This is a genomic window from Silvimonas iriomotensis, from assembly GCF_014645535.1.
GTDB lineage: Bacteria > Pseudomonadota > Gammaproteobacteria > Burkholderiales > Chitinibacteraceae > Silvimonas > Silvimonas iriomotensis.
Map to the genome: position 1 here is coordinate 946,295 of NZ_BMLX01000001.1, position 14,309 is coordinate 960,603.

Below are 14,309 nucleotides of genomic sequence, written 5' to 3' on the forward strand. Positions count from 1 at the left end.
ATGGGTAGATACGCAGCGCAAAGCGGGTGAGAACGATCGTTCTGCATGGTATCAGAAATCCACCCGGATCAGCGCCCCGCTGCCCGCCACCCGACAGGCGCAGCGGGGCTTATTCGCTCTTTGAATTGGCCAGCAGGTGGCGGGCCATTTCCAGGTGATCGTTGATTGTGGGTAGCGTCATCTGCGCATAGCTCAACAGGTCTTGATCCTTGCCTTCCTTGAGGTAGCCCTGAAACAGTTTCTGGGCTTCCAGATGCCCTTTCAGGCCGGCCACGCCAATGTAGTCGTGCTCCAGCTGCGGCGATGGCAGTTTGCTGAGGCGGTCATAGAGCTCCTTGTCGGCCACACTGAGATCATCAGTCAGCCGTATGCCTTTTTGCGACGCCAGCTGGTTCAGGCCATCCAGATTGGTCTGGTGTTCCTGCACCATACGCTGCGCAAAGAATTTGACCTCAGGCACGGCACTGCGCTGCAGCATCAGTTGCCCAAGGCGGATTTCCGCCAGGTTGGCGCGGGTGGCGCCATCGACAAAGGCAGCATCGGCCGGACGTAGCGGTGTGCGCGCCGCAGTGCTGCTGGCGACCGGGCTGGCATCGGCCGCCAGTACGGCGCCGGCACTGGCCAGAATCAACACGCCGGGCAATAGGCATTGCGCCAGCAGGCGGCAGGAAACGCGCAAGGCGTGGTTGCGACGATGCATGATGCTCTCCGGTCGGCAGTATGGATATGTTGCCAGCGTGCGCCGGAGCGGCGGCGGGGTCTGTCCGGTTGCTTGTGTGTTTTGCTGTGCGCCGCAGCCTACAGCCGGGCTCGGGATCAAAGGTATTGGCGGGCTGGCTATTCAGGGCGTCAGAAGGCCCTGACGGCGTTCGATTTCTGCTATTACGCTGTAAGCCAGTGCCGCCGCTGCGCGCTGTTGCGCGTGTATCTACCGGGCGCCGCCGCAGAAGCCTGACGCGGCTTGGGTGAGAAAAATGAAATAAAACAAACAATGACTACGGCATTTGTTACGTTGTTTTGTTACAAAGCCAAGTCGATACTCCGGGCTGAATCTGCTTGTCCTCCCGCGCTGCCCGGCGCGCCTGTCTGTTTCCCGGTCGTTCTGCCCCCTGCCCGTTTTCCTGAAAAATTTTCCAGTATATGACTAGCTGCGTCTTACCGTGCCGCAGATATTCCCGAGTTTCTCGTAAGTTGATCGAGTTCTGAGGCAGATCAAATTTTGCGATGCGCAATGACGATATCGTATACGCCGAAATGACTATTTATCGCCAGGTACTGGCTGTTTAGCCCGTATGCAACTATTCAATATGGATGCCGGTAAATAGTTGGCAGCATGCTTTTTGCATAAAGCGCACCATGACTGCAAGTGCTGCACAGGGAATTCATTCAAGGAGGTTCACAATGGCTGTAACCAACACTCAGGAACTTGATGCACTGGTCGCGCGGGTCAAACAGGCCCAGCAAAAGTTCGCTACCTACTCACAAGAACAGGTAGATGAAATTTTCCGCAGTGCCGCCCTGGCTGTCGCAGACGCACGTATCCCGCTGGCCCGTATGGCCGTGACGGAAACCGGTATGGGCGTACTGGAAGACAAGGTCATCAAAAACCATTTCGCCTCCGAGTACATCTATAACGCCTACAAGGATGAAAAAACCTGCGGCGTGCTTTCGGTAGACGACGTCTACGGCACCATGACCATTGCCGAACCCATCGGCATCATCTGCGGTATCGTGCCAACCACCAACCCCACTTCTACCGCCATTTTCAAGGCGCTGATTTCCCTCAAAACCCGTAACGGCATTATCTTCAGCCCGCACCCGCGCGCCAAAAAGGCCACGTGTGAAGCAGCCCGCCTGGTGCTGGAAGCCGCCGTTGCCGCTGGCGCCCCGAAAGACATCATCGGCTGGATCGATGCTCCGTCGGTTGAATTGTCCAACGCGCTGATGCATCACAAGGACGTCAACCTGATCCTGGCCACCGGCGGCCCGGGTATGGTCAAGGCCGCGTATTCGTCCGGCAAACCCGCCATTGGCGTGGGCGCAGGCAACACCCCGGTTGTGGTTGATGAAACCGCCGACATCAAGCGCATGGTGGCGTCGATCCTGATGTCCAAGACGTTTGATAATGGCGTGGTCTGCGCGTCCGAGCAGTCCGTGATCATTGTTGATGAAGTCTATGACGCGGCCCGTGACCGTTTTGCCAAGTCCGGCGGCTACATTCTTAACAAGAAAGAAACTGAAGCCGTCCGCAAGGTGATCTTGATTGATGGCGGCCTGAATGCCGGCATCGTGGGTCAGTCTGCGGTGAAGATTGCCGAGATGGCCGGCATCAAGGTACCGCCGTACACCAAGGTACTGATCGGTGAAGTGGCATCTGTAGGTGAAGAAGAAGCCTTCGCCCACGAAAAGCTCTCCCCGACGCTGGCCATGTATCGCGCCAAAGATTTCCACGATGCGGTACAGAAAGCCGAAGCGCTGGTGGCGCTGGGCGGGATCGGCCATACCTCGGCCCTGTATACCGACCAGGATTTGCAGGAAGAGCGCATCAAGTACTTCGGCGACAAGATGAAGACGGCACGTATCCTGATCAACACCCCGTCTTCGCAAGGTGGTATCGGTGACTTGTACAACTTCAAGCTGGCGCCGTCGCTGACTTTGGGTTGTGGCTCCTGGGGTGGCAACTCGATTTCTGAAAACGTCGGCCCCAAGCACTTGATCAACAAGAAAACCGTCGCCAAGAGAGCCGAGAACATGTTGTGGCACAAGCTTCCCCGGAACATCTACTTCCGCCGCGGTTGCCTGCCGTTTGCGCTGGAAGACCTGCAAGGCAAGAAGCGCGCTTCCATCGTGACCGGTCCGTATCTGTTCAATAACGGCTATTGCGACGAAACCATCAGCATTCTCAAGCAGATGGGCATGGAAGTTGAAGTCTTCTATGAAGTAGAAGCCGACCCGACGCTGGAAGTCGTCCGCAAGGGTGTGCATGCGCTGAACGTGTTCAAGCCTGACGTCATCATCGCCTTGGGCGGTGGTAGCCCGATGGATGCGGCTAAGATCATGTGGGTGATGTACGAACACCCGGAAGTGCACTTCGAAGACCTGGCGCTGCGCTTTATGGATATCCGCAAGCGTATCTACAAGTTCCCGAAAATGGGCATCAAGGCCGAACTGGTCGCCATCCCCACTACATCGGGCACTGGCTCTGAAGTGACTCCGTTTGCCGTAGTGACAGACGAAAAAACCGGCATGAAATACCCGATTGCCGACTATGAACTCACCCCGGGCATGGCCATTATCGACGCCAACCTGGTCATGAACATGCCCAAGAGCCTGACCGCTTTTGGTGGCATCGACGCGGTGACTCACGCGCTGGAAGCCTATGTATCGGTGATGGCCAACGAGTACTCTGACGCGCAAGGTCTGCAAGCGCTGAAACTGCTGCAGAAATACCTGCCGTCGGCCTATCAGAACGGCGCGCAAGACCCCAAGGCACGGGAAGAAGTCCATAACGCGGCCACCATTGCCGGGATCGCGTTCGCCAATGCCTTCCTCGGGGTGTGTCACTCCATGGCGCACAAGATCGGCGCAGAATTCGGCCTGGCTCACGGTCTGGCCAATGCGCTGTTGATTGCCAACGTGGTGCGTTACAACTCGGTGGATATCCCGACCAAACAAGCCGCGTTCAGCCAGTACGACCGCCCGATCGCCAAGTGCCGTTATGCTGATGTTGCAGAACACCTCGGCCTGAAGGGCAAGAACGACGACGAGAAGGTGGAAGCCCTGATCGGCTGGATTGAAGAAATGAAAGCCACGCTGGGCATCCCGACCTCGATCCAGGCTGCTGGCGTCCCGGAAGCATTGTTCTTGTCCAAGCTTGAAGAAGTGGCGGAAGAAGCGTTTGACGACCAGTGTACCGGCGCCAACCCGCGTTACCCGCTGATCTCCGAGCTCAAGCAGGTGCTGCTCGACAGCTACTACGGTCGCCCGTATGTAGAAGCCTATGAGCGTGACTCGGTGGTGGAAGAAGTCGTGGCCAAGGCCCAGGCTTCGGCCAAGGCGGCATCGAAGTAAGTCGCCACTCTCAGGCAAGAGAAAAGCCCCGGTTCGCCGGGGCTTTTTGTTTGTGGTGTTTCTTTTTTGTTGCGACGCGGCTTGCGGTGCGGCGGGCCGGCGCATCCGTTGGTACGATCAACGCCCTCGCCTTTTTCGACCTGCCCGCACCGTGACGACGCACCGTTTTGCCCGTATCGCCCCCGCCTTGTTTGTCTTGCTCTGGAGTAGCGGCTTTGTGGGCGCGCGCTTTGGTATTCCATGGGCGCCACCCATGCATTTTCTGGTAGCCCGGTTTGCCCTTGTATTGGTGTTATTGAGTCTGGCTACGCCCTTTTTGCAGGTGCAATGGCCGCGCAGACACATGTTGCGGCACGTGATTGCCGCCGGGTTGCTGGTGCAGACCGGCTATTTTGCCGGCGTATTCCAGGCCATGCACGCGGGTCTTTCCGCTGGCATGGTGGCGCTCATTGCCGGGCTGCAACCGGTGGTAGTCAGCGTGGTGGCCAGCGTTGTGCTTGATGAAAAACGTAACTGGCGGCAGTGGCTGGGTTTGTTGCTGGGTGTTGCCGGTGTATTGCTGGTGATTGAGCACAAGCTTGGTCAGGGCGTCATTACCTTGGCTGGCGTTGCGTTCTGCGCGCTGGCTTTGCTCAGTATCAGCCTGGGTACGGTCTACCAGAAACGGTTCTGCGCGGGCGTGGATGTCACGGCGACTTCCGTGGTGCATTCAGCCGTGTCATTGCTGGTGCTGACGCCCGCGGCGCTGCTGGAGCCAGGCGCCATTGTCTGGAATGGCGCCTTCATCTTTGCCCTGTTGTGGGTTTCTCTGGTGGTGTCGATCGGCGCCATTGGCATCTTGCTGTGGCTGTTGCGGCATGGCGAGGCAGGCCAGGTCTCCGGCTTGTTCTTTCTGGTGCCGCCCACCACGGCGGTCATTGCATGGCTGGCTTTTGGCGAATCGGTATCCGGCCTGATGTGGCTGGGCATGGCCGTAGCCATGCTGGGTGTCTGGCTGGGTTCGGCCCGTGCCCCGGGCCGAACGGCGCTGCCAGAATAAAGATCACTGCTGCTCTTTGTGTTGCGGCTCCTCTTTGGGCGGCGCGTGATGATGTTGTACGTCCGGATGGCGCTCGTCACCATGCGTCTGTTGCGGCTTGCCCTGCGCAGTGGGCCGATTGTCATGCATCACAGGTTGCGGGTTCATCGTCGCCTGCGGCGGGCGCGGCGCTTCGGCCTGCTGTCGTGGCTGTGATTGCTGGAGCTGCTGCGGCTGCGGCTGCGGGGCGCGATCTTGCTGACGCGGCTGCGGCTGTTCGCTCGGCCGCTGGAACGGATTGCCCCGCTCATGCGCTTGCAGTGCGGCAACCGGATGGTTCTGCGCTGCGTCCTGGTCGCGCGGGTTGCTGGGTGGGTGCGGCACATTGTTGCCCGGCGCCACCGGACGCTGTTCTGGCGGTGTTGCATGTTGCGACTGCACCGGTGCTGGCTGCGGCGCAGGCTGGGCTTGCGGCGGCCGCGCTGGCGCGTTGTTTGCCGGATGATTATCACCACCCTTGACCAGATTGACCTGCGGTGCCGGCGCATTGGCATGGGCCACCAGCGCAGGCCCTGCTCCCGGTACGGCGCCGTGCGTGGCGTAGCGGCTGGCCAGATCGTCATGTGCGGCAAAGGGTTGTGGTGGCGTCCGGGTGCTGATCACTGGCCGGTTGAAATGGGCATCACGCACGGCGGCCGCTGGTTTTGCGTTGCCCACCATGCTCTGGGCAACCGGGGCCACGCCTGGGGCATTGTTGAATTGCGCATGGGCAAACTGCTGCGGCTGGAACGTGGCGACAGCAGCCTGCACGGGCCGCCCGTGCACAAAGTTGTTGGCCGCCATGCCGTTAATGGCATTGGGCGCCGCCTGGTTAACGTAAACCGTCTTGTTCACCGTGACGTTGTTGATCACCGTTGTCCGGTTGATATTGGTGACGTAGGTCGGGCTGCTGACATAGGCCGGGTGGTACGCCTCGCCCGGGCCCAGCGGCAGCCAGGCCACGCCGGGGCCGCCACCAATGGTGATGTGTACCGATGCGTTGACCCCGCCGGCAAAAGCCACCAGCGCCGGCGCGTACACCGGGCGCGGCGCCGGGCGACCCGGTACCCAGCACCAGCTACTGCCAATGTAGGCCCAGCGACCGTAATGGAAAGGCGCAAACCCCCAGGGTGCATCATCCACCCAGGTCCAGCCCCACGGCGCAATCCACACCCAATGGCCGAAGCGATACGGCGCCCATCCCACAATGGTTGTATGTGGCACCCATACCGGCCCGTAGTCGACCACGGTTTGCCAGGTGCCGTTGTCGTCCAGGCTTTCATAGCCGGTCACATCGCGCGGCACGTAGCGGGCGCTGACCGACTGGTCTTCGTGGTGATCACGCCCTTGTGTCCATTGATCAAACGGATCGTAAGGCGGGTTGACGCTGGCGGCGAGTTCTTGCAGGTCGGTGCCGCCCCAGGAAATCTGGTCGCCATCATGCAGATTGAAGCTGTTGCCGTTGCTGCCCAGCGCCGTGCCATTGCCCCGGCGCACCGTCACGCGCGTGCTGTTACCATCCGGATCAACATCCAGCCGGTATTCGCCGGGCGCATTGATGGTAAAGGCCAGATTGGGGGTGTCCACCTCAATGTGCTGACCGTTGTAAAGATTGCGTACCCGCAGCCCCAATGTGCCCTGAGTCACCTTTAACTGGGTGTTGTTGTCATCCAGTGCCAGAAAAGACAGGCTGGTCTGATCGCCAAGACGCAAGGCGGTCGCACCAGTATGCAGCTCTGCCCGGCCGCCACGGTCTACCCATAGCTGGTCACCCGTGGTCATCGGGCGATTGATGGGCGCATAGGCCCAGTCATTACTCCCGGCGGGCGCAAAGGTTACGTTGCCATCGGCATCATTGAGCCGGGCCACTTCGGAGGGTGGATCGTCTGCCAGCGCGTGGCCGGCAAACAGACTTGCCACCAGGGCAAGACTGCATAACAGATGTGATCGGGTCATGATGGCAGTCCTCTTCTCGCGGGCTTTATCTGTTTGATTAACGGCAAGAATGAGGGCTGCGTTGATGACAACACAGTAAGCGATGTCACAATCATGCAACCAATTGTGAAAATGGCGACCTTTTGCCGGCCGCCGTCGCGCACCTGTTTACGCCGTATCCGGCGCGGGGCTGCCGAAATCCGGCATGCCGTTTTCCTGCCAGTGGATTGCCTGCAAACGCGTGTGGCGATTGGGGTCGTACAAGGGATCGCCCTCAATCTGGGTGTAATTGCGGGCGTGGTAAACCAGCACGTCCTGGCCGTCAGGTGTTTGCGTAAAACTGTTATGCCCAGGCCCGAACTGGCGATTTTGCTTGTTGGTGCAAAACACAGGCAGCGCTGATTTGCGCCAGTTTTCTGGCTGCATCGGGTCTGCCTGCAGGGGTATCCACAGCAATCCGATGCAGTAGTTTTCGTCAGTGGCGCTGGCAGAGTAGCTGACAAACAGTCTGTCGCCATGGGTGATGACGGCCGGACCTTCATTCACAAGAAAGCCACGACACTCCCATTCCAGTTCTGGCTTGCTCAGCAGTACTGGTGCGCTTTTGAGGGTCCATGGATTGGCCATTTCAGCCAGATACAGATTGGAATTGCCGGCAATATCCGGCGCTTTCTGTGCCCACAGATACCAGCGCCTGTCCTGATGCAGAAAAGTGGTGCCGTCCAGCGCAAAGGTATCCAGTGGCGTTGTGATCTGCCCTTTTTCTACCCAGCAACCGGCAAGCGGGTCAGCATCAGCGCACTCCAGCACAAACATCCGGTGCTGGAACATGCCTGCCGCATCCAGCGCCTGCGTATGGCTGGCGGCAAAATAGATATACCACCTGCCATCCACATGGTGCAGTTCAGGCGCCCAGATCAGCTGGCTCATCGGCCCGCTGTGTGGTTTGCGCCAAACCACGACGGCTTGCGTCTCACGCAGGCCGTCCAGACTGGCAGCGCGGCGGATTTCCAGTCGATCATATTCGGGCACCGAGGCAATAAAGTAATAGTGATCCTGATGCCGCAAGATAAACGGATCAGCACGCTGTTCAATAAAGGGATTGGGCCAGGCATTCATCAGGCAGCCCTCCTGACCAGGCGCTGTTTCTCCAGGTCCACCTGAATTTGCCGCATGAGTTCACGATCTACCTTGAGTAAGCGCACCACGGCAGCAGTAAGCAGGTAACCCACGCCCGGGATAATGCTGAACAACAGGACAATGCCATCGATAGCGGACGCGCTTTGTGCTTTGGCGCCCGCATCGTAACCGTACCAGGACAACAAGAAACCCGCCGTTGCGCCAGCAATGGCCAGGCCCGCTTTCAGGAAAAACAGATTGCCGGCAAAGCTGATGCCGGTAATGCGTTTGCCGGTCTTCCACTCGCCATAATCATCAACGTCGGCCATAAGCGACCAATGCAATGGGGATGGAATCTGGTGCAGGATGTTCAGCAAGAAATACAGCGCCACGATCAACCCGGTTGCGTGCGGGTCAAGAAAATAGAACGTGCAAGAGAACGCCCCCAGCACGATATTGGTCCAGAAAAACACCCGTAGCTTGCACCAGCGATCAGTCAGCGTCTTGGCCAGCATGCTGCCCAGGATCATGCCCACTACCCCCAGGCTGATAAACAGTGTGGCAAACCGGGTGCTTTGCTGCATGACCCAGGTGACGTAATACATGGTCGCCGCCATCCGTATAAACCCGGGGCAGACATTGCATAGCGTCAACAGCAGAATGCGAACCCACTGGTCGTTTTTCCAGACATCCTTGAGATCCTTTTTGAGTTCATCACGCGTCTGCGTTGCAGGTTGTACCCGTTCACGCACGCTGGCAAAGCAGATGAGGAACATACACATGCCGGCAAAGGCAAGCACGCTCATTGCCATCTGGTAGCCACGGGCTTTGTCTTCGCCACCAAACCAGTCGGCCATGGGCAGCAAAGTCAGAGAGAGCAAGAGCGTTGCCAGGCCAACCAGCACAAACCGGTACGACTGGCAGGCGACGCGTTCTTGCGGGTCGTTGGTGATCACACTGCCCAAAGCGCAATACGGAATATTGATGGCGGTGTAGGCCAGCGAGAGCAAAAAATAAGTGACAAAGGCATAGACAACCTTGCTGTCGTAGCTCCACGCTGGTGTGGTGAACATCAAGATGCTGAAGATCGCATAAGGAAGCGCCATCCACAGCAACCATGGGCGAAAGCGACCGTATTTGCTGCGTGTGCGGTCTGCCAGTGCGCCCATAATGGGGTCTGTCACCGCGTCGATGACGCGTACCGAGAGCAGCAATACGCCGACCAGTGCCGGCGTCAGTCCAAAGATGTCTGTGTAAAAGTAGTTAACAAACAACATGATGGCGCCGAAAATGATATTGCAGCCGGCGTCGCCCATGCCATAACCAATTTTTTCCCTGACCGAAAGTGTGTCGTTTGCCATCTGGCGTCCCCTCGCTTTGATTGCAGGGGATTATTTGCCGTCCAGCGCCGCAGTGTCTTGCAGGAAAGGGTTGCTAATATGGACAAATCAGCCACCACCGCCAAAGTGTGAAGTAATTACGCACCAAAGTGGACTGCAGCTGCGGACGGCCCTGAATACAAAAACGGCGACCATCAAGGGTCGCCGTTTTTTTTGCGTGCCAATCGCCCAGCCGTCCAATGCCGCGATTAGTCCACGCCGATTTCTTCAAGCTGCGACGAGATATCCAGCCAGTTCATTTCCACTTCTTCCAGCTGCGCATCCACGTCTGCCTTGCGGCGGAGTGCGGTTTGCAGTTCGTCTTTATGGGCTGGGTCGTAGATGGTTTCTTCGGCCAGTTTTGCGGTCAGCGCCTCGTTTTCTGCCGTCAGCGCGCTCATCTGTTTTTCGATTTTGGCCAGTTGCTGTTCCAGCGGTTTGCGCAAAACGGCAAGGCGCTGGCGTGCTTCGGCCTCAGCGCGTTTCTGGGCTTTGCGGTCCACCTTGATTTCGCCGTCGCCGCTGGCCTGAGCCTCGCTGGCGGCTTGCTGGCTGGCGCGTACTTCCTGGCTGTAGCGGGTGTAGTCGTCCAGGTCGCCGTCAAACGGGCGTACGGTGCCGTTTTCGATTAACCAGAAGTCATCCACGGTGGCGCGCAGCAAGTGGCGATCGTGCGAGACCACAATGATGGCGCCTTCGAAGTCCTGCAACGCCTGCGTCAGCGCCTGACGCATTTCAATGTCCAGATGGTTGGTTGGCTCATCCAGCAGTAACAGATTGGGGCGTTGCCAGATCAGCAAGGCCAGGGCGAGCCGGGCCTTTTCGCCGCCGGAAAACGGCCCGACCGGGTCAGAAGCCATTCCGCCACGGAAATCAAAGCCACCCAGGAAATTGCGCAGCTCTTGCTCGCGGGTGTCCGGGTCCAGCTTTTGCATGTGCCAGAGCGGCGATTCATCCAGCCGCAGCGCGTCTACCTGGTGCTGGGCAAAGTAGCCAATTTTCAGGCCCTTGCCTTCAATGCGCTTGCCGTCCAGCAACTCCTGTTCTGCTGCCAGCGTTTTGATCAGCGTCGATTTGCCGGCGCCGTTCACACCCAGCAAGCCCAGGCGCGCGGTGTTTTGCAGGCTGAGGTTCAGGTTGCGCAAAATGGGCGAGGCCAGGGCATAGCCGGCGTTGCCGTTTTCCAGGCGTACCAGCGGGTTGGGGCTGGATTCGGGTTCGCGGAAGGTAAAGCTGAATGGCGAGTCCACATGCGCAGCGGCAATGCGCTCCATGCGTTCCAGCGCCTTGACGCGGCTTTGCGCCTGGCGGGCTTTGGAGGCCTTGGCCTTGAAGCGGTCGACGAACTTTTGCAGGTGCGCAATCTCGCGCTGTTGCTTGTCGAATGCCTGTTGTTGCTGGGCCAGTTTCTGCGCGCGCTGGTTTTCGAAATCTTCGTAATTGCCGGTGTACAGCGTCAATGCGCCATCGCCCACGTGCAAGATGGCGTTGATGGTCGAATCCAGAAAATCCCGATCGTGCGAGATGATCAGCAACATGCCCTGATAGCTGCGCAACCAGTTTTCCAGCCAGACCACGGTTTCCAGATCCAGGTGGTTGGTTGGTTCATCCAGCAGCAGAATGTCAGAGCGGCACATCAGCGCCTGCGCCAGGTTCAGCCGCATACGCCAGCCACCGGAGAAATCCGACACCGGCTTGCTCATTTCGTCTTGCGAGAAGCCCAGTCCCGACAGCAGCCGGGCGGCGCGCGCCTGCGCGGTGTAGCCGTCAACAGCATCAAGGCGTGCCAGCAACTCACCATGCTGCAGCCCGTCGCCTTCGTGTGCGGCCAGCTCGCGCTGGATGTCGCGCAGTTCGGTGTCGCCATCAAGCACGTAATCCAGTGCGCTGCAGGCCAGTGCTGGCGTTTCCTGGGCGACATGGCCAATGGTCAGACGCGGCGGCAGTTCCAGATCGCCGGAGTCCGGGTGCAACTCGCCCCGCAGCAGGCTGAAGAAGCTGGATTTGCCCGCGCCGTTGGCGCCAACGACGCCCACTTTGCTGCCGGGATAAAGAGTGAGTTCGGCGCGATCAAGCAGAACCTTGGTGCCGCGCCGCAAAGTCAGGGATTTGAGTCGGATCATCGGCGCATTTTACCAGATGCCGCCCAACAAAAAGCCCGGCATGGCCGGGCTTTTGCGAGAAGCAGTGCTGGTTCAGGCAACCAGTTGTTCCTTGAGCTGGTTGAGCGCGCGTTCGGTGGCGGAGCCATCGCGCTGCAGACGCTGCAAGCGGCCGCTGGCAAGATGCATTTCCAGATCGCCACGGGTCAGCGTCAGACCGTTTTCACCGGCACGGTTGGTAAACAGATAACGCGTACCCAGCGGGCTTACCCAGGACAGACGCAGCCGGCGCTCTTCGCCATCATCCGCAGTCCAGGACAGCCATTCGCCGCGCTTGGGCAGAATATCGTTGTCGTCCGCGACCGGTGCGGCGGCTTCGGCCACGGCAGCGGCAAACGAGATCGCCGGTTCCACGTGCACGGCCGGTGCGGTTTCCACTGCATGCGGCATGGCATGCATGGTTACACTGGCGCCCACACCTTGCGGGGCGGAAGGCGGCGGCAGCACAGGCGCGGCTGCGGGTTCCATGGCGGACTGGCGCAGGCCGGTACGGATGGCCGAGGCGTGGCAGTTCACCAGTTCAGAGAAAAATGCGCGCGATGCCGGCTGATCCATGCCGACATCGGTGACGCCTTGTTCCAGCACCTTGAGCATGCCTGGCAGCAAGTTCACCAGTTGCAGGCGTTCTTCCGGGCCGCGCTTGGCTTGCAGGCTCCACAACAGATCGTCCAGTGCTTTCTGGCGCTGGGCAAACACCGGATCGGCCTCGCCGTTGGGGCCCCAGGCTTTGGCCATGGCGGGTGCCCACCATTGCGTCAGGAAATCAGCAACCATGGCTGGCACTTCGCCGGCGCGGGCCAGACGGCTTTGCACCAGCGTGGTGGCGGTGGCGCTGGCAATTTCGGCGACTTCGGTTTGCAGCAAATCGTCGGCGGCGGCGCTGGCTTTTTGTTCCAGCGCGGCGGCTTCTTCGGCCAGGAAACGCTTGATATCGGCCAGGGCGGTGTCAAACACGCCCACTTCATCTTCAAAGTGGTCGGCAATCCAGGCGACAACGCCGCTGAATTTGGCAAACTTCGGATCGGTATCGTCCGGTTCGCCGTCGTAATCCAGGAATGCTTCTTCCAGCAAGTCGATCAGTTGACGGGCCGGATGCGCCTTGCGGGCAAAGAAGCTGCCGTCCAGCATCGATACTTTCAGTACCGGAATCTGCAGGCGGGCCAGCAAGCCCTTGGCGGCGTTAGGCAGGCGCTGATCGGCAAACAGGCGGTCAAACAGCATGGACACCAGATCAAACGTCATGGTGTCAACGCGGTTGAGTTCATTCACCCAGCGCGTGGTGCGCAAAACGCTCAGCAGGTTTTCCGGCTGGCCGCTGGCGGTCAGGCCGCCATTGGGTGGATCGCGCTGCAGGTTGTTCAGAAAGCCAAACCATTCCGGACGCAGCGAGCTTTGCGCTTGCGGCTGCATATTGCCGGCTGCCAGTTGGTGCAAGTGCGCCACCAGTTCCGGCGTCACCGCGTAGTTCTGCATCGGGTTGTAGCCGCCGTATTGCGGCTGGTTGCCGTAACCGCCCTGATACTGACCCTGGTCGAACCCGCCCTGAGCGGCAGCTTGCGCTGCGGCGTCTGGCTGGCGATCGCCCATGTACGGGGCGCGGCTGGGCGCGCGGCTCTGGCCGCTACGCAGCGGTGCCGGATGCACGTTACGCTGGATCAGGAACTGGTTGAGATCGGTGTAAACCTTGGAAATCTGGCCAGACAGATTGGTCTCGAACGCCTTCATGGCGGCCAGACGCGCACCAATACCGCTTTCGAACACGCGACATGCGGCCATGACGGCTTCGCAGATCACATCCGGGCTGAGCGGGTTGGAGGCCGATGCGTCATCCGACAACGGCATCAGGCGGGCCAGACGTTGTTCCAGTTGTTGCAGGGTGTCGCCACCCGAGTTCTTCAGTGCGTTAGCGACGCCGCTGGCGGTCAGGCTTTCTTCGTAATCGTCGTTGGCGACCAGAGAAAGCTCGCCCAGCGACTGGGTCACCTTGAAGAAAGTACCGTTATTGGTCTTGCCTTCAAGGCGTTGGGCAAAGGTTTCCAGAAACTGCTGGCGGAACGCCGTCAGGATGATCGTGCGCTTGGATTGCAGCTCGTAACGAGCGGCAAAGTAAGAGTCGCGCAGTTTGTTGTCATGCGTGTTTTCAGCCAGCGTGAAGAACGTTTCTTCCAGCTGGGTAAAGAACCCCTCCATGGACTGCGTGAGCAGCTTGAGCGCCATGTCACGGCACGCGACCAGCGTGTCGCTTGGCGTCGGGCTACCCCGGACCTCTTGGGCGGAATTCATCAGGCACTCCAATGACAGTTTCAGGCAATGGTAGGCATATTAGCGCATTGTTATATATATCCGTTCGACCGCTCAGCGCCCCGTAAGGGGCATCTGTCGTTTATGAGAACGGATGACCACAACACATGCCGGTCACGCCGACGCGGGTCGGCCACTATCACGCACCCTTGAATCCCTGTCGAATCAGGACTATTCCCAATGCGGGAAACCCCGTTGGCGACTGTTTCAAGCGCCGTATACAGTCGCTGTAGTCCTGTGGTGGTTACCCGGCCTCAGGTGCCGACTCGATGACAGTCCTGCTTT

At 59.3% G+C, this 14,309-nt stretch carries 8 protein-coding genes; 2 read left to right on the forward strand and 6 right to left on the reverse strand.

Annotated elements, in window-relative coordinates; all coding sequences use genetic code 11:
• Window positions 1-109 precede the first annotated feature (109 nt).
• Entirely contained in the window at window positions 110-700 is a 591-nt protein-coding gene (locus IEX57_RS04155; protein ID WP_188702608.1) for a DUF4142 domain-containing protein, read from the reverse strand.
• Window positions 701-1,401: 701 nt separating this feature from the next.
• On the opposite strand from IEX57_RS04155, the gene adhE reads away from it, so the two are divergent.
• A complete protein-coding gene (adhE, locus tag IEX57_RS04160; RefSeq protein WP_188702610.1) occupies window positions 1,402-4,071 on the forward strand; it encodes a bifunctional acetaldehyde-CoA/alcohol dehydrogenase in 2,670 nt (889 codons plus the stop codon).
• A 151-nt stretch (window positions 4,072-4,222) separates the two neighbouring features.
• A complete protein-coding gene (locus tag IEX57_RS04165) occupies window positions 4,223-5,110 on the forward strand; it encodes a DMT family transporter (protein ID WP_188702612.1) in 888 nt (295 codons plus the stop codon).
• Window positions 5,111-5,113: 3 nt separating this feature from the next.
• On the opposite strand, the gene IEX57_RS04170 is transcribed toward IEX57_RS04165, so the two are convergent.
• From IEX57_RS04170 to IEX57_RS04190, 5 genes are all read right to left on the reverse strand, one after another.
• Window positions 5,114-7,084, reverse strand: a complete 1,971-nt coding sequence (locus tag IEX57_RS04170; protein WP_188702614.1) for a DUF6600 domain-containing protein — start codon at window positions 7,082-7,084, stop codon at window positions 5,114-5,116.
• Window positions 7,085-7,231: 147 nt separating this feature from the next.
• The gene (locus IEX57_RS04175; protein WP_188702616.1) at window positions 7,232-8,182 is read right to left on the reverse strand and encodes a glycoside hydrolase family 43 protein; all 951 of its coding nucleotides are present in this window, start codon (window positions 8,180-8,182) and stop codon (window positions 7,232-7,234) included.
• A complete protein-coding gene (locus IEX57_RS04180; protein ID WP_188702617.1) occupies window positions 8,182-9,543 on the reverse strand; it encodes a glycoside-pentoside-hexuronide (GPH):cation symporter in 1,362 nt (453 codons plus the stop codon). Before IEX57_RS04180 ends, IEX57_RS04175 begins: the two co-directional genes overlap by 1 nt.
• Window positions 9,544-9,770: 227 nt before the next feature.
• Window positions 9,771-11,684 carry an ATP-binding cassette domain-containing protein gene (locus IEX57_RS04185; protein WP_188702626.1) on the reverse strand — a complete coding sequence of 638 codons (1,914 nt, stop codon included), beginning with the start codon at window positions 11,682-11,684 and terminating at the stop codon, window positions 9,771-9,773.
• 72 nt (window positions 11,685-11,756) lie between these two features.
• Window positions 11,757-14,006: a DUF1631 family protein gene (locus IEX57_RS04190; RefSeq protein WP_188702628.1), complete on the reverse strand. Its 2,250-nt coding sequence runs from the start codon at window positions 14,004-14,006 to the stop codon at window positions 11,757-11,759.
• Window positions 14,007-14,309 lie beyond the last annotated feature (303 nt).

Excerpts from the sequence above, each read along its gene's own strand:
- IEX57_RS04175 (WP_188702616.1), bottom strand. The coding sequence starts at position 8,182 with ATGAATGCCTGGCCCAATCCCTTTATTGAACAGCGTGCTGATCCGTTT.
- IEX57_RS04190 (WP_188702628.1), bottom strand. The coding sequence starts at position 14,006 with ATGAATTCCGCCCAAGAGGTCCGGGGTAGCCCGACGCCAAGCGACACG.
- adhE (WP_188702610.1), top strand. The coding sequence starts at position 1,402 with ATGGCTGTAACCAACACTCAGGAACTTGATGCACTGGTCGCGCGGGTC.
- IEX57_RS04170 (WP_188702614.1), bottom strand. The coding sequence starts at position 7,084 with ATGACCCGATCACATCTGTTATGCAGTCTTGCCCTGGTGGCAAGTCTG.
- IEX57_RS04185 (WP_188702626.1), bottom strand. The coding sequence starts at position 11,684 with ATGATCCGACTCAAATCCCTGACTTTGCGGCGCGGCACCAAGGTTCTG.
- IEX57_RS04180 (WP_188702617.1), bottom strand. The coding sequence starts at position 9,543 with ATGGCAAACGACACACTTTCGGTCAGGGAAAAAATTGGTTATGGCATG.
- IEX57_RS04155 (WP_188702608.1), bottom strand. The coding sequence starts at position 700 with ATGCATCGTCGCAACCACGCCTTGCGCGTTTCCTGCCGCCTGCTGGCG.